General features: G+C 60.0%; 11 protein-coding genes and 1 tRNA gene. 6 read left to right on the forward strand and 6 right to left on the reverse strand.

From position 1 onward, the window contains the following. Positions 1–30: 30 nt before the first annotated feature. Positions 31–2,640: a PspC domain-containing protein gene (locus tag ACN19L_RS18735; RefSeq protein ID WP_426490984.1), complete on the reverse strand. Its 2,610-nt coding sequence runs from the start codon at positions 2,638–2,640 to the stop codon at positions 31–33. Between the two features lie 51 nt (positions 2,641–2,691). Beyond that, on the reverse strand, positions 2,692–3,099 hold the full coding sequence (locus ACN19L_RS18740; RefSeq protein WP_426490985.1) for a PadR family transcriptional regulator: 408 nt from the start codon (positions 3,097–3,099) through the stop codon (positions 2,692–2,694). A 270-nt stretch (positions 3,100–3,369) separates the two neighbouring features. Here ACN19L_RS18740 and ACN19L_RS18745 point away from each other — a divergent pair, with 270 nt between their 5' ends. Together ACN19L_RS18745 and ACN19L_RS18750 are read left to right on the forward strand one after the other, a co-directional pair. After that, complete coding sequence (locus tag ACN19L_RS18745) at positions 3,370–4,464, forward strand: PorV/PorQ family protein (RefSeq protein ID WP_426490986.1); 1,095 nt, start codon at positions 3,370–3,372, stop codon at positions 4,462–4,464. 83 nt (positions 4,465–4,547) lie between these two features. After that, positions 4,548–9,125 (forward strand): C25 family cysteine peptidase, encoded by a 4,578-nt coding sequence (locus ACN19L_RS18750; protein ID WP_426490987.1) that lies wholly within the window; start codon positions 4,548–4,550, stop codon positions 9,123–9,125. Between the two features lie 219 nt (positions 9,126–9,344). Here the strand turns inward: ACN19L_RS18750 and ACN19L_RS18755 are convergent, their stop codons facing one another. From ACN19L_RS18755 to ACN19L_RS18765, 3 genes are all read right to left on the reverse strand, one after another. Further along, positions 9,345–9,830 (reverse strand): dihydrofolate reductase, encoded by a 486-nt coding sequence (locus tag ACN19L_RS18755; RefSeq protein ID WP_426490988.1) that lies wholly within the window; start codon positions 9,828–9,830, stop codon positions 9,345–9,347. Beyond that, the gene (gene fmt / locus ACN19L_RS18760; RefSeq protein WP_426490989.1) at positions 9,827–10,786 is read right to left on the reverse strand and encodes a methionyl-tRNA formyltransferase; all 960 of its coding nucleotides are present in this window, start codon (positions 10,784–10,786) and stop codon (positions 9,827–9,829) included. Before fmt ends, ACN19L_RS18755 begins: the two co-directional genes overlap by 4 nt. A gap of 125 nt (positions 10,787–10,911) precedes the next feature. Then, positions 10,912–12,174, reverse strand: coding sequence for an exo-beta-N-acetylmuramidase NamZ family protein (locus ACN19L_RS18765; protein ID WP_426490990.1), 1,263 nt, complete (start codon positions 12,172–12,174; stop codon positions 10,912–10,914). A 51-nt stretch (positions 12,175–12,225) separates the two neighbouring features. Here ACN19L_RS18765 and ACN19L_RS18770 point away from each other — a divergent pair, with 51 nt between their 5' ends. Then, complete coding sequence (locus ACN19L_RS18770; protein WP_426490991.1) at positions 12,226–13,440, forward strand: ABC transporter permease; 1,215 nt, start codon at positions 12,226–12,228, stop codon at positions 13,438–13,440. A gap of 120 nt (positions 13,441–13,560) precedes the next feature. Here ACN19L_RS18770 and ACN19L_RS18775 read toward each other — a convergent pair whose 3' ends face one another. After that, a complete protein-coding gene (locus tag ACN19L_RS18775) occupies positions 13,561–14,268 on the reverse strand; it encodes a peptidoglycan DD-metalloendopeptidase family protein (protein WP_426490992.1) in 708 nt (235 codons plus the stop codon). Between the two features lie 190 nt (positions 14,269–14,458). Between ACN19L_RS18775 and ACN19L_RS18780 the strand changes: the two genes are divergently transcribed. The 3 genes from ACN19L_RS18780 (at position 14,459) to ACN19L_RS18790 (ending at position 17,951) form a co-directional block, all read left to right on the forward strand. Next, positions 14,459–15,565 carry a 2Fe-2S iron-sulfur cluster-binding protein gene (locus ACN19L_RS18780; RefSeq protein WP_426490993.1) on the forward strand — a complete coding sequence of 369 codons (1,107 nt, stop codon included), beginning with the start codon at positions 14,459–14,461 and terminating at the stop codon, positions 15,563–15,565. Positions 15,566–15,799: 234 nt separating this feature from the next. Next, positions 15,800–17,539, forward strand: coding sequence for a M3 family oligoendopeptidase (locus ACN19L_RS18785; protein ID WP_426490994.1), 1,740 nt, complete (start codon positions 15,800–15,802; stop codon positions 17,537–17,539). Between the two features lie 336 nt (positions 17,540–17,875). Continuing rightward, positions 17,876–17,951, forward strand: a tRNA-Lys gene (locus ACN19L_RS18790). Positions 17,952–18,012 lie beyond the last annotated feature (61 nt).

Below are 18,012 nucleotides of genomic sequence, written 5' to 3' on the forward strand. Positions count from 1 at the left end.
TTTTTCGGGAGCCGCCGAACCATGGGCCGGTTACCGTTCCAGGGAGCGGATGCTGGCTGCTCCAATAGCTTCGCGCTGCACATTACGGGGACGGCCGCTGTACTCAATGAGGCTGGCTCCGATGGCATTGGCCTTCAGCTCCTCGGTTACCCGCAGGCGTACTTTGGTCGCGCCCACTGCGTCCACATCGGCTTCCCGCACGTTGAAATCCTCGGCGGCTACTTCGCAGGCGCCGGCTCCGCTGATGTTGAGGCGGTCGGCGTTGCCTTGCAGGGCAGCCTGGCAGCCCCCGGCCAGGTCCAGTTTCAGCTCCTGCAGGTTGCCCTGGAAGCGGAACTGGCTGCCCCCAGCCTGCTGCACCCGCAGGTCGCCGGTACCGAAGCCGCTTACCTCAGCGTGGGTGCCGCCTACCAGCTCCAGGTTGTTCAACTCGGGCATTTCAATGGTAAGCAGCACGTCATCCGTATCACCGCGGTCGGAGTCGAACAGGTCCCGATTCCGGGGTGCAATGGTCAGCTTGTCACCGTCGCGCTCTACTCTCAGGTCGCGGAGGGCCCGATCGGGGCCGGCGGCCCGCACGCTGAAAGTGCTGCCCTGGCGGATGAGGGCCCGGTAACCACCCACAATGGTCAGGTGGTCGAAGCCGGATTCGTTGAAGGTCTGGCGTTCCGAGCCGTAGGAATCTTCATCGGTATTAATGGGCTCGATGCTATCGAAGTTCAGTTTTACGTCCGAGTCAGAGCGGCCTTCCTCGTAGTCGTCCCGGTCGGAGCTGTCTGTGTCTTCGTCGCGGCCACGCAGGTCACTTTCCTGGCAGTTTACGCATTCCACCTTGTTGCCCTTCATACGGAATACGAAGTTTTCGGGGTGGTAAGGAGCCTGTCCGTTCACGTAATCTTCGTCGTTCAGCCAGTCGGCAAAGGTTTCCGTCATGCGGAACCGGCGGCCCTGGGGCAGCAGCAGGCGCAGCTGCATGTCCTGGTCCCGGAATTTGGCGCTGGGCTGAAAGGTAAAGTGGTCGTCGATGCTCAGTGTGGAATCATTGAGAATCCGCAGGGTGTGCTGGGTAGAGGTAGCGGCGTTGCGGCGGGCAATGGAGTCGGAAGAGCCTTTGGCCGAGATAATGCGCTCCAACCGCGGGGCCTGGGCACTATCAATACCCACTAAATCCAGATCAACCCATTCGCCGCTGTTCAGCTGCCGACGCTCCAGCACCAGAGTAGGCTTAGTGAGGCCGCCCAGCGTGGTAGTCTGCGTTACTTCTTCCACCCGCTGAAACTCCCGGCCAATCCGGATGCCTGCTACCGTGCTGCCAACTACACCCAGCAGCCACAAGCCCAGCAGGGTAAGCGAGGCCGTGCGGCTGAGAATCGAGCGGCGCAGCAGCAAACCTACACCCATCAGGAGTAGGGCCAGGGCAGGAATGGCCGTCACCAGGAAAAACGACAGTACGGCCCACACCGAAATATCATTGAAGAGCAGGAACGGCTGCAGGGGGCCAAAATCCAGGTCGTCGGAAGAGGAAATGATGCCCAGACCAACACCCAGGGCCATTACCACGGCCAGCAGCAGGCTAAAGCCGGTGAGGGTGAGGATGCCCCCGGCCACCACCCGAATGATGGAGCCGATGCCGTTGATAACCGGCCGCACGTTGCTGAAGGAGTCCTCCAGGAAAGTGCCCACCGGGCGGTTATTCACCGGGCCGGCCTCAGAACCGGCCGCGTAGGGGTTGTTGCGCAGGTTTTCATCCAGGGCTGACAGCGTTACGGCGTCGCCGCGCATGCGGAGCTTGTCGGAGGCGGTTTTCGCCTCCGGCAAGAGAATCCACAGTAATACGTAGAGCCAGAACCCAAGGCTGCCGGCAAACAGCAGGGCCAGGAACACCACCCGAATCACCACCACATCTACCCGGAAGTAGGCGGCCAGGCCAGCCGATACCCCCCCTACCTTGCCATTGTCGGTGTCGCGGTAGAGCTTCTTGAATACCGGGTCCTCATCGGAAGGGGTGGCATCGTACTTTTTGGGCAGCACAATCCACATCACAACGTAGGAGAGAAACGTAATGCCGGCAATCCGCTCGCTCACGCTGTTCAGAGGCGTGTTATCGAACACGGCGGGGATGACGAAGAACAGGAACAGGAAGCCCAGACGTAGCCAGATGGGGTTGATGGCAAAGTAGCGGGCCAGACCGGCAGCTACCCCGGCCACTTTGCGGTTGGCCATGTCCCGGTACAGGCGCTTGGGGCCGGCTTCCTCGGTAGCGTCGGCCGTTTCGTTGGCTGTGGTGCGGGTGCGGGCGCTACCGGCGTACGTGCCCTGAGCCGAGCCAGCGGCTACGGCCTCGGCCAGCAGTTCCTCGTCGTCCTCGGCGTCATCGGCCGACTGAAAGTCACGCACGCGGCCCATTTTGGCGGTCATGGCTTCCACGTCTTCCAGCGTGATGACCTGCTTGAGGCCGGAAAGGCGGGCGGCGAAGAGCTCGGCAATGCGGCTCTCAATGTCGGCCACAATTTCCTCGTGGCCGCGGTAGCCGCTGAAGTGGGCTTTCACTTCCGCCAGGTAGCGGCTAAGCACTTCGTAGCCGTCTTCCTCAATGTGGAAGATCATGCCCTGAAGGTTGATGCTGATGTTCTTTTTCATCTCAGTGCTGCAACTAGTCAAGAATAACTGGTAGGGGGCGGCTGCGCGGGGCTACAGCAGCGGGTCCGGGGCGGAGGGGGCATCCGGCGGAGCCACCTCGAGGCCAGCGGGCGAAACCGCATCCGGAGTGCGCGGCTTCTGGCGGATGATGCGGATGGAATCCTGGACTTCCTCCCAGGTCAGGCGCAGCTGGTGCAGAAATTCCTGGCCGTCGGCGGTGAGGGTGTAGTACTTGCGGGGCGGGCCGGAGGTCGACTCCTTCCAGGTGTAGTCCAGCAGACCGGCGTTTTTGAGGCGGGTCAGCAGCGGGTAGAGCGTGCCTTCCACCACAATCATGCGGGCAGAAGTCAACTCTTCGAGCATATCGGACGCGTACACCTCGCCGCGGGCAATGATTTCCAGAATGCAGAACTCCAGGATGCCCTTCCGCATCTGCACTTGGGTGTTCTCGACTTTCATGGGCTGAGGCAGATATCGGTGAAGAATGAGACAAATATAATAGAAGGTACTATGCAACGCAAGGTACCTGATGAAATATATTTTCAGCCGTGGATATTTCAGCCGTCTGCCAGGATCCGTTGGGGCACTTGAAGAAGGTAAACACACTGTTTCGCGGCCGTTACAGGCTTTTTGGGGAGAAGTTGCCGCCGCCTCGCACTATTAATGAGTATCTTGCGTTCCTGCCACATTCCTGGCCTTTTCCCCGATTTCTATCTGATTACACCCTCTATGCTCCACATTTCCCGTAGTGCGGCCCTGCTGATGGGCCTTGGCGCGAGTGTGCTGGCCGCTGCGCCTGCCCTGGCCCAGGATAAGACGCCCAAGTACAGCAACGAATTCCTCAACATCGGGGTAGGGGGCCGGGCCCTCGGGATGGGCAAAGTGCAGGTAAGTCTGGCCGACGATGCCACGGCGGGCTACTGGAACCCCGCCGGGCTGGTAAACCAGAAAACCAAGTACGACGGCGTGCTGATGCACTCGGAGTTGTTTTCCGGCATCGTGAAGAACGACTACGCTGGCTTCAGCATGAAGCTGGACGACAAAAGTGCCGTGGGCGTGAGCGTAGTGCGCCTGGGCGTGGACGACATTGCCGATACCCGCAACCTGGTAAACGAGTACGGCTACATCGATTACAACAACATCCGCTACTTCTCGGTGGCCGATTACGCCCTGCTGCTGTCCTACGCCCGCCAGATCGGGAACGTGGAAGGCCTGCAGGTGGGGGCCAACGCCAAGCTGATTTATCGCAACATCGGCTCCTTCGCCAACGCCGTGGGGTTTGGGGTAGATGCCGGCCTGCAGTACCGCCGCAACGACTGGCGCCTGGCCCTGATGGCCCGCGACATCACCACTACCTATAACTCCTGGACCATCAACAAGGAGGAGTTTGCGGGCCCGGCCTACGCGCTGGATACCATTCGGGGCGGTACCGAAATTACGTTGCCACTGTTTGTGCTGGGGGCCAGCCGCCGCTTCAAGCTGCCCGGCGAATTCACGGTGCAGCCCGCCCTTGACCTGGAAATCAGCACCGACGGGCAGCGCAACACGCTGGTATCGTCAAGCGTGGTGAACCTGGACCCGCGCGCCGGAGTGGAGGTAGGCTTTAAGGAACTGGTGTACCTGCGCGGGGGCGTGGGCAACCTGCAGCAGGTGCAGTCGTTCACGGGCAAGGAGGAATGGAAAATGCAGCCCAGCCTGGGCGTAGGACTGGCCCTGAGCGGTTTGCGCCTGGATATGGCCCTCACCCGTCTGGCCGTAGAAAAGCTGGGCCAACGCTCCCAGCCCACTTCCATCATCGTATCGTTGGGTTACGGTATTAAATGAGTTGCCAGTTGCGCGTTGTCAGTTGTCTGGACGATACTGGCACCTGGTAACGCTCAACTGGTAACCGATACAGCATATAGCATATGACACAGGCTTACCAGAAATTATGGTTGTTGGTGCTGCTCGTTGTGGCGAGTATTCCGGCGGCTTACGCCCAATCGGGCCCTTATGGCAACGAGTGGATTGTACCCGGGCAGCAGTACTATAAAATCAAAGTGGCCCGCGACGGGCTCTACCGCCTCGATTATCAATACCTGCAGCGGGCCGGCATCAGCGGCGTGAATCCGCAACGGCTGCAGTTGTGGCGGCGGGGTAAAGAGGTGGCCATTCACGTGGGCGGCAACGCGACGGCGCTGGATAACAGCACCTTCATTGAGTTCTTCGGCCAGCGCAATGATGCGGCCCTCGACAAGGGCATGCACCTGACGCCGGCCGACCAGGCCCAGCCCTACTACAGCCTGTTCACGGATACGGCTGCGTATTTCCTCACGTGGTCGAATGCGGCGGCGGGCAAGCGGATGGTGCAGAGCAACCCAGCTGCTACCGGCACGCCCCACGCCAGCCGCATCCGCAAGCCGCTGCAGGTACAGTCGTTCCGCTACAATGTCATCAACGACGAATTCAACACGTACCAGCCCTGGGCGGAACGCGGGGAAGGCTTTATGAGCAACACGTTTGGGGGTACGGATACTGGTTTCTTCATTGATTCTGTGTGGCGGGTAAATACCGCTGCTCAGGCCATGCGGGCCGATATTCAGGTAGTAGGAGCTTCCACGGGACAGCATAGTAGCCAAGTAAGCGTGGCTTTGCCCGGCGGCGGCTCTCGCGTATTGGGGACACTCACGTTTACCAATTTCGACTTTGTGCGTGGTTCTTATGCGCTTTTACCCACCGACCGGGCTGCCAACGGACGAATTACTATTTTGGTAAAGCAGTTACTGGGCACTACCTCCAACCAGTCGCGGGGTGACGTGGCGCGGGTAGCTTACCTGCGTATCTCGTACGCCGAGAACAGCTATTGGCCCCGGAACCGGACGCAACTGCTGTTCTCCAGCGACTCTACGCTGGCGGGCCCCGCCTACTATCAGCTGGATTCGGTGGCCACTGCCTTGCGTGGCTATGATGTGACGGATCCTTATAACGTGCAGCGGGTAGAAGGAACGGCCGGTGCTACTGCTTCGCAACGCCGCTTTGCTTTTACTACTGCCAACGGCCGCACCCGCACCCTGCTACTAGCCGATGCTGAGCGGGCCCTCGTACCAGCCGTGGCCAAACGGGTGTTGTTCCGCACCATCTCGCCGGCGGCGCACAACTTCATCATCGTTTCCAGCCGGGTGCTGATGAAGCCGGCTACCAGCAGCGGCGTAACCGTGCCGAATGCCGTCCGGGCCTACGCCGACTACCGCGCCTCGGCCCTGGGTGGCAAGTGGGATACGCTGGTTGTTACCTCCGAGCAGCTTTATGACCAGTTTCATTATGGAGAGAAATCTGCTTTGGGGATTCGGCAGTTCGCGCAATGGATGCTGGCTGGCAGCAGCCGGCCACAGTCGTTGCTGCTATTGGGCAAAGGCCTTGGCGTAAGCGAAGCTACTGCTTGTGATAAAGTTCTGGGTGGTGCAGCATACCACCGGCAATACCCCCAATTATATGGTGACTGCTCTGGTGCCAGTCCGGTACTGAATCTTGTACCGGCTAGCACCCGGGGCATATCGGATATCTTCTTCACCGCGAATTGGCAGTCGGGCGACTATCGGCCCCGAATGGTAACGGGCCGCATTGCGGCGCAAACTTCACAACAGGTACTGAACTATCTGAATAAATTAAAAGAACACGAAGCTCTGGGTTTTGAGCCTTGGCGGAAGAACGTGGTGCATATCGTTGGGAGCAAGCCATCCGATGTAAATGAGGATCGGGTATACACTGGCTACCTGAATACGTACGCTCAGTATGTACAAAGCCCTCCATTTGCAGGCAAGGTTGTAAAACTGTACCGTCGTATCACTTTCCCAGGAACTCTCCCTGCTGAAGCTACCTTGAATTTGGCTCCCGATTTCAATGCCGGTGTCAGCTTCATCTCATATTACGGGCACGGGGGGCCAAACAACCTGGAATTTAATATTCCAGATATTCGCCAAGCAACGACGGGTTTTATCAACAAGGGCAAATATCCGATATGGTATGTAAGTGGTTGTTCGGCGGGAAATGCTTTCACGGCAGCGGGCTCGTTTGGCGGAGAAAACTACCTCTTAGCTGAGGATAAAGGAATTATCGGCTTCTTAGCTGATTCTGACTTGGGCTTTCCCGCAGAACTACATGAACTGCACACCGAGGTAGTAAAACTGTTGTTTGCCGACAACGACTGGTATGGTAAACCAGTTGCTGAAGTGCAGCGCGAGGCTATTCGGCGTTTACAATCGGGTAATATATCCAACCGGCAGATTGCCAGTCTCATGAACACCATCTGGCAGGGCGACCCGGCTCTGAAGCTGTTCTCACCGCTGCAGCCGGATTTCCAGACGGCCGATGCCCGTCTGCAGATTTCGCCCGCGGTGGTGCCCGCCACGGCCGGGGCCCGCTTTGAGCTAAAAATCGGCGTGAGCAACCCCGGCCGCATTACTACCGGTCAGCTGGCCATCCGGGTAACACGCACGTTTGGCAGCACCACGCTCACCAGCAACTTTTCGGTGCGCCAGGCCCGGCAGGATACTACCTACACGCTCAGTCTCGCCAACCCCGCTACTGGCAGTGTGGCCGGGGCCAACATCTTCCAGGTTGACCTCGACCCCGATAACCTGATTGCCGAATCGGACGAAACCAACAACCGAGCGACGCTGAACTATAGCTTCCTGACGGGCGGGGTTACTACGCTCAGCCCACCGGAGTTTGCCATTGTGGGCAGCCGCGCCGTGCGCCTGGTGGCCCAGAGCAACGTACCTACTATTACCGCCCGCGACTACGACCTGGAAGCCGATACGGTTCAGACGTTTAACAGCCCGGTACTGCAGCGCACCAGGCTAAACGCCGTAATGGTGCCGGAGTGGCAGCCTACGCTGCCAGTATCTATTAGCAAGGATAGCGTGGTGTGGTACTGGCGCGTGCGCCTGAGTACGCCCCAGGGCGATGAAAGCGCCGACTGGGCTACTAGCTCTTTCCGCGTACTCAATGGCCGCACCCAAGGCGGCTGGTCACAGAGCCACCCTGGCCAGTTCCGCCGCAACGAGCGGAACGGGATTGAGGTAGCAGTGCCCGGTGGGCAGTGGACTTACAATGCCGGTACGCAGGAGGCCACCATCACCTCCACCCGCATCGGCCCAGCCCGGCGGTGGGAAACGCTATATCACACCATCCGCACCAGCGCTACCGCCGGCTACACGCTCCGTCTGCTGGGCGTTGATACGCTGGGCGCTACTGTAGTGCTCAATGCCAATGTTGTCAACCGCGCGCATTCGCTCAGCGGTATTTCGGCCAAGCAGTACCTGTATCTGCAACTGCAGGCGGTGCTGCGCGAGGCTACGCCGGGCGTTACGCCGCAGCTGGAACAGTGGCTAGTGACGTATCAGGGGGTGCCCGAGGGCGTGGTACGTCCGTCGGCCACGCCGCTTACGGCCGCTGCGCTGACTCAACAGGCCCAGCAAACCGGTGCTGTAACGGTGCCGGTCAGCTTCCAGAACGTAGCCGACTTCGACTTTACGGCGCCGCTGGTAGGCTACATCGTACTGCGTTCCACTACGGCTGGCGTGCTGCCCCGGGAGCGGTACTACCCGCTGACCGGAGCGGCCCTTACAGCGCATTCGCAACGTACCTACGAGGTGAAGATGGATGTGCGTGGGCTGACCGGCACCCTCTCGGGCGAGGTAGTGCTGAACCCGCGCCGCCAGCCTGAGCAGTACTACTTTAATAATGAGCTAAGCCTGCCGCCCTTTCAAGTATCCAATCAGGATACGCCCCCGGTGCTGGATGTAGCCTTCGACGGCCGCCACCTGCTCAATGGTGAAATTGTGTCGCCTCAGCCTACTATCAGCGTGCAGCTGCGGGATTTGGATAAGCTGCGGCCCATTCAGAACCGCTCCAACTTCATCCTGAGTCTGACCCCGCCCAAGAGCACCACGCCGGTTACCGTGAACCTGAACGCGGCTGGTATTGAGTTCGTGGCCGATTCGGCCAGGGGCACAGCCACGCTCACTTACCGCCCCGGCAACACTGCGCCGCTCCTGCCCGGGGTGTACACGCTGGAAGTACAGGGCAAGGATGGCGCGGGCAACCTGGCTGCTTCTGAGCCCTACCGCATTACCTTCGAAGTTATTGCGGAATCTTCCATTACCAACGTATTCCCATATCCAAACCCTGTCACCAGCAAAACGAAATTCGTGTTCACGCTCACCGGTGCTACACTGCCGCGCAACATGAAAATTCAGATTGTGAGCCTGACGGGCCGGGTAGTGAAGGAAATCATGATGGCCGACCTGGGCCCATTGCGTATCGGTAACAACATCACGGAATATGCCTGGGATGGTACGGATGACTACGGCGACCGGCTGGCCAACGGTACCTACCTCTACCGGGTCGTACTCGACGACCCCGACAACCAGTTCAAGCAGCGCGCCACCGGCGCCGACCGGGCCTTCAAAAAAGACTGGGGCAAGCTGGTATTGCTACGGTGAGTGAGTGAGTGAGTGAGTGAGTGAGTGTCATTGCGAGCGGAGCGAAGCAATCCGTCCTTCTCAAAACGCAAAACGCTGACCTAACAGAAAGCCCCTGACGTCCGAGTTGGCGTTAGGGGCTTTTTGCCATTCAGCGTTTTGCGCTTTGTAAAGGAAGGATTGCTTCGGCTCCGCCTCGCAATGACACGCCGTTCACTCACTCACTCACTCACTCACCGCCTACCGTCGTCTCAGCGTCACAAAACTGAAGGCATACGCGTGTTTCTCATCCGGCTCATGTCTTTCCCGGGCTTCCTCGCGCCAGTCGCTGGCCGTTAGCTCCGGGAAGGTCACGTCGCCCTCAAAGGCGTGATGCACTTCGGTCAGGTACACAACATCGGCGGCCGGTAGGGCCTGGCGGTAGATTTCACCGCCCCCGATTACGAATATCTGCTCATCGGAGGTGCGGGCCATTGCCAGGGCCTGGGGTACAGAAGCCGCCACTTCGCAGCCCGCGGCCTGCCAGTTGGCCTGGCGCGTCACTACAATGTTGCGGCGGTTGGGCAAAGGCCGGCTAATGCTCTCGTAGGTTTTGCGGCCCATGATGATGGGGTGTCCCTGAGTGAGCTGCTTGAAGTGCTTCAAATCCAGCGGCAGGTGCCAGAGCAGGCGGTTCTCGCCTCCAATAACGCCGTTATCAGCAACGGCTACGACAAGTGCGGTCATGCGGTGGCGGGAGGTGTTAGTAAATCCGTATTGAAGCCCCGCAGGAAGTCGCCGATGGCCATGCGTTTCTTGCCTTCCAGCTGCACGTCCAGCAAATCCAACAGGCCGTTGCCGGTTTGAATGCGCAGGTAGGTGCGGCCGTCGGTGAACCAGCGGCCCGCGCCGCCCTGGTCGGGGCCGCTGGCTTCCTCATCGTCGAGGGGCTGGGCCTTGAAGATTTTGAGCGTGCGGCCGTCGGGCAGCTGGGTGAAGGCCGTGGGAATGGGGGAGAGGCCCCGCACCCGATTGGCCAGCGCCGGCGCCGACTCGGTGAAATCAAGCCGGCCGGTTTCCTTGCTGAGCTTGGGGGCGGGCCGCAGCTCCGGCAGGTTTTGCTGCGGAACGCTGGGGGCCGTGCCGGCCGCAATGGCCTGCACCGAGCGCAGGGCCAGGGCCGCGCCGGCCGCTTTTAGCTTCTCGTACAGTGAGCCGAAATCATCCTCCGGGGCAATGTCCACGGCATCCTGGTAAATGAGGTTGCCGGTGTCAATTTCGTGCTGCAGGAAGAAGCTGGTTACGCCCGTCTGGGTGTCGCCGTGGATGAGGGCCCAGTTGATGGGCGCCGCCCCGCGGTACTGGGGTAGCAGCGAGGCGTGGATGTTGATGGAGCCCAGCCGCGGCATATTCCACACCGCCTCAGGCAGCATCCGGAAGGCCACTACTACCTGCAAATCGGCCGCGTAGCCCTTCAGCTCCGCCTGAAAAGCGGGGTCTTTCAGATTGGTGGGTTGCAGCACTGGCAGGCCGTGGGCCTCGGCGGCCTGCTTCACGGCTGAGCCCTGCAGCTGTCGGCCCCGGCCCGCAGGCTTGTCAGGAGCGGTCAGGACGGCTACCACCCGGCATCCTTCCCAGCCCAGCAGGGCTTCTAGTGTCGGCACCGCAAACTCAGGGGTGCCCATGAATATAATGTTCAACATGTCGTTCTTGAGTTGTTAGCCCGCAGAGGGCGCAGTGTTTTCGCAGAGGACGCAGAACTGTTCTGGAACGACTCTGCGTCCTCTGCGAAAAACACTGCGCCCTCTGCGGGCTAATATCAGTAAGGCTACTTGAAATCGGGGTACAGCAGGTACTTTTTGCGCATGGCCTTGTACGCCGTCAGCCCCGGCTCCCAGCCCTGGCGGATTTCGGCCTCCGACTTGCCGGCCATGATTTGCTGGCGCACGGTGGCGTTACCCATCAGCCGGTCGAAGCCCCGGTCGGAGAGGAAGAACTTCTCCTTGTTAGTGCTTTGCTGGTAGTAGTCGAGCAGGTATTTCAGGGTAAAGCCGATGTCGCCCACCTGGCGCAAATCCTGGCCATAGCAGAGCTTGCCGTTCTGGGGCGGGGAGGTGGAGCCGGGGTTAGGGCTGGGCGTGAAGCGGTAGGGGCGGGTACTGGGCTGGGTGGGCGCGCCAATCACCTCAAATGGCAACGCCGTGCCGCGGCCCACGCTCACGTCGGTTCCTTCAAACAGGCACAGGCTGGGGTACAAGGCCACCGAGTGGGCCGTGGGCAGGTTAGGGGAGGGGCGCACCGGCAGCTCGTAGCGGGTGCTGTGGGTGTAGCCGGCCACCGGAATCACCGTGAGCTTACACTGCTTGCCGCCGGCCAGCCACTTCTCACCGTTAATCATGCGGGCCAACTCGCCCACCGTGAGGCCGTGCACCACCGGAATGGGGTGCATACCCACGAAGGTTTTAAACGCCGGCTCCAGCACCGGCCCGTCCACGTACCAGCCGTTGGGGTTGGGGCGGTCCAGCACGATTACCTCCTTGCCTTGTTCGGCAGCGGCCTCCATCACGTAGTGCATGGTGCTGATGAAGGTGTAGAAGCGAGCCCCCACGTCCTGAATATCGAACACCAGTACGTCGATATCCTTGAGCATTTCGGGCGTCGGTTTTTTGGTGGCGCCGTATAAGCTCAGCGCGGGCAGGCCGCTACGGGCATCCTTGCCATCCTTGATGGTGGCTCCGTCGGCCGCTTCGCCCCGAAACCCGTGTTCCGGCCCGAAAATCACCTTTACTCCCACGCCTTTGGCCAGCAGCGTATCTACCAGAAACGACGAGCCCACCCGGGCCGTCTGGTTTACTACTACCCCCACCCGCTTGCCCTTCAGCAGCGGCAGATATTTGTCGAACTGGTCCGCGCCCATTTGGAGGGGGCTGGCGGCCGGCAGCAGCACCTGCGGCGGCGAGGCTACCGTTTGGTGCAACGGCGCATCCGCAGGCATGGAAGCAGCAGTTGTGGCGGCCGATTGGGGCGGCCGGGCACAGTCAGTAAGCAGCAATGACAGGCTGAGCAGGCCCGTAGGCAGGATGGAGTACATAGGCGGGCAGGAAGGATGGGAAACTACCGGGATTCATCTAGCTTTACGCCAGTGAACGTCTCGCAGTACATATCTAACAAGATTGACGGGGCCGATGCCGGGTCATTTACCTCGTCGGTGACAAAGATAGCCATCATCAGCATTGCCATGGGGCTGGCGGTGATGGTGGTATCATTTGCCATTTTGGAGGGATTCCGCAACGAAATCCAGAACAAGATCTTCTCGTTCGGCTCGCACTTGCAGATCAGCAAGTACGATACCAACAACTCGCTGGAGGTAGAGCCCATTGCCGGCCCGCGGCTGGTGCAGGAGCTGCGCCGCAACCCGCAGGTGCAGTCTATGCAGCCCTTCGCCCGCAAAACGGCCATCATCAAAACCAAGGATGAAGTGCTGGGCGTAGTGCTGAAAGGCATTGACGAAAAAGCGGGCAAGTCGCCGATGCGCCAGAACCTGGTGGCGGGCAAGTTCCTGACTTTCTCCGATACGGCCGCCAGCAACGACGTGCTGCTCTCGCGCAAAGTAGCCGACAAGCTGCGCCTCAAGCCCGGCGACAAAGCCCTGTTCTACTTCATCCAGAACCCGCCCCGGGTGCGGCAGTTCACCGTCAGCGGCATCTACCAGACCGGCCTCGACGAGTTCGACGAAGCCTACGTGATTGGCGACATTGGCCAGATCCGCCAGCTGAACGCTTGGCCCGATTCGCTGGTGGGCGGCATGGAGGTGACGCTGCGGAACTTCAACCGCCTCGACCCCGTGGCCGACAACATCTACGAGAACCTGCGCTACGACCTGAAGCTGGACAAGATTACCGACCAGTACGCCCAGCTGTTCGACTGGCTGCAGCTGCTGAACCGCAACGTGGTCATCTTCCTGATTCTGATCATCTTCGTGGCCACGTTTAACATGGTGGCTACTATTTTCATCATGATTCTGGAGCGCACCAACATGATTGGGGTGCTTAAGGCCATCGGGGCCACCGACAACCAGATCCGGAGCATGTTCTTCTTCCGGGGCCTAAGCCTCACCATGCGGGGCATGCTCTACGGCAACCTCATCGGCCTTGGGTTCTGCGCCATCCAGTACTTCTTCCACCCCATTCCGCTGGACCCCGAGAACTATTATATGGACCGGGTTCCGATTCACTGGGACCCCTTCATCATCGTGGTGCTCAACGCGGCTACCTTCCTCACCTCCCTGCTGGCCGTGCTCATTCCCACCTACCTGATTTCGCGCATCAAGCCGGTAGTGGCAATCAAGTTCGATTAGGAGTTCGGAGAGATTTTTAGCCCGCAGAGGACGCGGTGTTTAGCGCAGAGGGCGCAGAGTTGTTCCAGAACAACTCTGCGCCCTCTGCGCTAAACACCGCGTCCTCTGCGGGCTAACTTTTTACAGCCACTTACTCTGCAGAATCAAGTTCGGATCGGGGCAGAGGGCGGCCCAGTATGCTTGCTCTTCTACCAGCCCTACGCCGGGGAAGTCGCCGGAGCGGCCTTGCAGGTCGGCCATAATCTGAAAGTGCAGGTGCGGGGGCCAGTCGCCGTTTTCGGGGGCGGGGCCTATTTCGGTAAACGTGTCGCCGGCTTCCAGCGTCATGCCGGGGCGCAGCAGCAGGGTTTCGCGGCGGGTTAGGTGGCCGTAGAGGGTGTAGAACGTGGTGTCTTCGAGCTGGTGCTGCAGGATGACGGTGGGGCCGTAGTCGCCGAAGCCGGCGTTGTCCTGCACGCTGTGCACCACGGCCGGCAGCGGGGCCAGTACCGGGGTGCCGGCCCGCAGCCACACATCCACGCCCAGGTGCAACGAGCGGGCGGGCACGGCTGGGTTGCCGAACAGGCCCGGGCTGCGGCGGTAAATCACCCGGTTTTCGAGGTAGCCCCCCACGCCGATGTGCGCGTGCTGGGCTTCCAGCAGCCGGGCTACCAGTTCTTCAAAAGCAGGCGTATCGCGCAGGTCGGCATCCTGCAGCAAGGGGTTGGCGGCGGTGAAATCGAGGCGGGCTACGTCGGGGGCGTTTAGGTCGACGGGCAGTACGGGGTGAAACTCGTGCTGGTAACGCTCCAGCAGGGCGGCCAGCGGGGTAGGGGTGGGAGTAGGCATCAAAACCAGAAAAAGGGGGCGCAAACTGAATATCGGGTACAAATACGGGCCAACGCAGCCAGCCAGACAACCCCGCCGCCCGAAAAGCCCAAAAACCTGTACGACCACCGGGCAGCGGCCCACCCCGCAGAATCCCGTATTTTTGCGGCCTGTTTTGCCATATTCCCGATTCTAATTCTCTGCCCCCGATATGAGTAGCCCTTACCTGACGCTGAACGTAGTTGAGCTGACCCAGGAAACTTCCGACGCCGTTACCATTCACTTCGAGCGGCCCGACCGCCAGCCCGTGGCCAGTCAGCCCGGCCAGTTCCTGACCCTGATTCTGCCCTGCGGCCCCGGTGGCAAAAAGGAGCGCCGGGCCTACTCGCTCAGCAGTACCCCCGCCGAAGCCCCGCGCCTGGCCGTTACCGTCAAGCGCGTGCAGGGCGGCCTGGTGAGCAACTACCTGCTCGACACGGTGCGTGTGGGCCAGCAACTGGAGGTAATGGCGCCGCTGGGCAACTTCACACTCACGCCCCAGCCCGGCGCGGCCCGCTCCATTGTGCTGGTGGGGGCCGGCTCGGGCATTACCCCGCTCATGAGCATGCTGAAGGCGGTATTGCGCGAGGAGCCCCAAAGTCAGGTGCTGCTGGTGTACGGCAACCGCAACGAGGACTCGGTAATTTTTGCCCGGCAGCTGCAGCAGCTGGAGCAGCAGTACGCCGGCCGCCTGCAGGTGGAGCACGTGTTCAGCCAGCCGCTGCGCCCCTCCGCCGAGCACAAGCACACCGGCCGCCTCAACCGCACCACCCTGCTGCGCATTCTGGAGCAGCGCGGGGTGCCGGCAGCCCAGGCCGAGTACTACCTCTGCGGCCCTGATGGCATGATGACCGAAGCCCAGGCCGCCCTGGAACTGCTGGCCGTGCCCGCCGGCCGCATCCGCCGCGAGAGTTTCGTGGCCGCCGCCGACTCAGCCGAAACGGCCGCCGCCCAGCCCAACGGCCACGGCGACGTATCGGCCGCTGACGACGACGGCACCATCAAGACCCGCACCGTTACCATTCAGTACGAAGGCGCCGAGTACCAGTTTGCCGTGGAGCCCAGCCAGACCATTCTGGAGGCCGCCCTCAACCAGGACATCGACTTGCCCTATAGCTGCCAGGCTGGCCTGTGCACGGCCTGCCGGGGCAAGTGCCTCAGCGGCAAGGTGCACCTTGATGAGCGCGAAGGCCTGTCAGATGCTGAGATGAAACAGGGCTATGTGCTGATTTGTGTAGGCCATCCGCTCACCAGCGACGTGGTGATTGAGGTAGATTAGCCGGTAGGTTACTGTCGCCTGCCCTGTAAAAAGGCCGCCGATCTGCATAAGTACGGTGGCCTTTTGCTTTCTTGCGCGGTCTATGACTGTGTTCTGCTACTGGCAGCCATTTGGTCATCGGCAAAAAAGAGCGCGAAACAATCGGTATTTGCCGAACCTGCACCCGACGTTCCGGGTATTACTCTTTTGGCCTTGCTGCAAGGCTTCTTTATGTCGATTTCCTCTTTCCCGCCCATGACTTACTCCGCTCCCGCGGCCGACCTGGCAACTGATACGCAACGGCCGTCGCGGCACTACCTGCCCGAAGTATTTACCGTAACCGAATGGTCCGGCATTGAGCCCTATTTTCAGGAGCTGCAGCAACGGGAAATTCACTCGGCGGCGGAACTGGAGCGCTGGCTGCTGGACCGCTCGGAACTGGAAGCCGTGTTGAGCGAGGACTTGGCCTGGCGCTACATCCGCATGACCTGTGACACCCAGGACCAGGGCCGCAGCGAGGCGTTTCAGTACTTTGTGAGCGAGATTGAGCCCAACGTGGCCCCCTACGACCACGCCCTCAATGAGAAGATGATGGCCTCGGAGTTTCTGCCCAGCCTCGACCCGGCCCGCTACCGCGTGTTCATTCGCTCTGTTAGACAGGCGCTGGACATTTACCGGGCCGAGAATATCCCGCTCAAAACTGAAATCAGCACCCAGCAGCAGCAATACGCCGCCATTGTCGGCGCAATGACGGTAACCCTCGACGGCGAGGAAGTTACTCTGCCCCGTGCTGCCGACCGCCTCAAGAGTCCCGACCGCACCGTGCGTGAGGAAGCCTGGCGGGCCATTCAGGCGCGCCGTCTCCTCGATTCCCAGCCCCTGGATGAGCTATTCACCAGCCTCATCGGTCTGCGCCACCAAGTGGCCGTAAATGCCGGCTTCGCCAACTTTCGCGACTACATGTTTGCTGCCCTGGGCCGCTTCGACTATACCCCCCAGGACACCATGAACTTTCATCAGGCCATCCGGGAAACCGTAGTGCCCCTGATCGACGACCTGGACCTGGAACGCCGACAGGACCTGGGCCTGGCCGAGTTGCGCCCCTGGGACCTGGATGTGGACCCCTCCGGCGAGGCCCCGTTGCGCCCTTTCGAAACCGGCACCGAGTTGCTGGAAAAAACTATCACTGTTTTTGACCGCCTTGATCCTTTCCTGGGCCAGTGCCTGCGCACCATGCGCCAAATGGGCAACCTCGACCTGGAAAGCCGCAAAGGCAAAGCCCCCGGCGGTTATAACTATCCCTTGGATGAAACCGGCGTGCCGTTCATTTTTATGAACGCCACCAGCTCCCTGCGCGACGTGGTAACGATGCTACACGAGGGCGGCCACGCCGTGCACAGCTTCCTCACGCGCCGCCTGCCTCTGGGCGCCGATAAGCACCCACCATCCGAGGTAGCCGAGTTGGCCTCCATGAGCATGGAGCTCATCAGTATGGACCACTGGGACGTGTTCTTCCCCAATCCGGAGGAATTACGTCGGGCCAAGAAAACCCATTTGGAAAGCGTATTGGAAACCTTCCCCTGGGTGGCTACCATTGATAAGTTTCAGCATTGGGTATACGAAAACCCCACCCACACCGAGGAGCAGCGCCATCAGCGCTGGGTAGCTTTGTTCGATGAGTTTAACCAACGCACCGTGAGTTGGCAGGGGCTGGAGTTGATTAAGCCCTACCTATGGCAGAAGCAGCTACACCTCTACGAAGTGCCTTTCTACTACATTGAGTACGCCATGGCGCAGCTAGGGGCCATTGCCGTTTGGCGCAACTTTCGCCAAGATCCTCAAGCTGCTTTGCAGGGCTACCAGCGCGCACTGGCCCTGGGTTACACGGCCCCTATCGGCGAGATTTACGCCGCCGCCGGGATTCGCTTCGATTTCAGCACCCAATACCTACGCACCTTGGCCGACTTCGTGCGCGACGAAATGGCCAAGCTGTAAATAAATTCCCTATTAACTGATAAGCCACAAACGGCCACCCAGTTTTTCTGGGTGGCCGTTTCTATCTTATTATAGAGGGTAACAACCGGGCACCAATGAAAAACACAGGAATAGGGCAGTTGCTGGGATGATCCTGAATGGAGTACAATGGTTGCATTGATCATAAAACTTCGTTAGTATATAGTTGCGAACAAAAAAAATCCCTTGAAAATCAAGTAGCTAAAAGGCGGCATGAGTAGGTAGCTAAAATTTTTAATCAAGGGATTTGGAGTGAAAAAGGACTTTGTCTACTTTTGCACTCCCTTCCAGAAAGCAGCCGGCTAATGGATAGGAAATGATTCTGTAGCTCAGCTGGTAGAGCAATACACTTTTAATGTATGGGTCCTGGGTTCGAATCCCAGCGGGATCACCAAAAAGCCTCACCTCACGGTGAGGCTTTTTTATTTTTCACCTGTTATAAAGCAGGAATATGT

The organism is Hymenobacter sp. 102 (genome assembly GCF_049949205.1).
In the GTDB taxonomy this organism is placed as follows: domain Bacteria; phylum Bacteroidota; class Bacteroidia; order Cytophagales; family Hymenobacteraceae; genus Hymenobacter.

Excerpts from the sequence above, each read along its gene's own strand:
- ACN19L_RS18755 (WP_426490988.1), bottom strand. The coding sequence starts at position 9,830 with ATGACCGCACTTGTCGTAGCCGTTGCTGATAACGGCGTTATTGGAGGC.
- ACN19L_RS18765 (WP_426490990.1), bottom strand. The coding sequence starts at position 12,174 with ATGTACTCCATCCTGCCTACGGGCCTGCTCAGCCTGTCATTGCTGCTT.
- ACN19L_RS18775 (WP_426490992.1), bottom strand. The coding sequence starts at position 14,268 with ATGCCTACTCCCACCCCTACCCCGCTGGCCGCCCTGCTGGAGCGTTAC.
- ACN19L_RS18750 (WP_426490987.1), top strand. The coding sequence starts at position 4,548 with ATGACACAGGCTTACCAGAAATTATGGTTGTTGGTGCTGCTCGTTGTG.
- ACN19L_RS18745 (WP_426490986.1), top strand. The coding sequence starts at position 3,370 with ATGCTCCACATTTCCCGTAGTGCGGCCCTGCTGATGGGCCTTGGCGCG.
- ACN19L_RS18780 (WP_426490993.1), top strand. The coding sequence starts at position 14,459 with ATGAGTAGCCCTTACCTGACGCTGAACGTAGTTGAGCTGACCCAGGAA.
- ACN19L_RS18785 (WP_426490994.1), top strand. The coding sequence starts at position 15,800 with ATGACTTACTCCGCTCCCGCGGCCGACCTGGCAACTGATACGCAACGG.
- ACN19L_RS18740 (WP_426490985.1), bottom strand. The coding sequence starts at position 3,099 with ATGAAAGTCGAGAACACCCAAGTGCAGATGCGGAAGGGCATCCTGGAG.
- fmt (WP_426490989.1), bottom strand. The coding sequence starts at position 10,786 with ATGTTGAACATTATATTCATGGGCACCCCTGAGTTTGCGGTGCCGACA.
- ACN19L_RS18735 (WP_426490984.1), bottom strand. The coding sequence starts at position 2,640 with ATGAAAAAGAACATCAGCATCAACCTTCAGGGCATGATCTTCCACATT.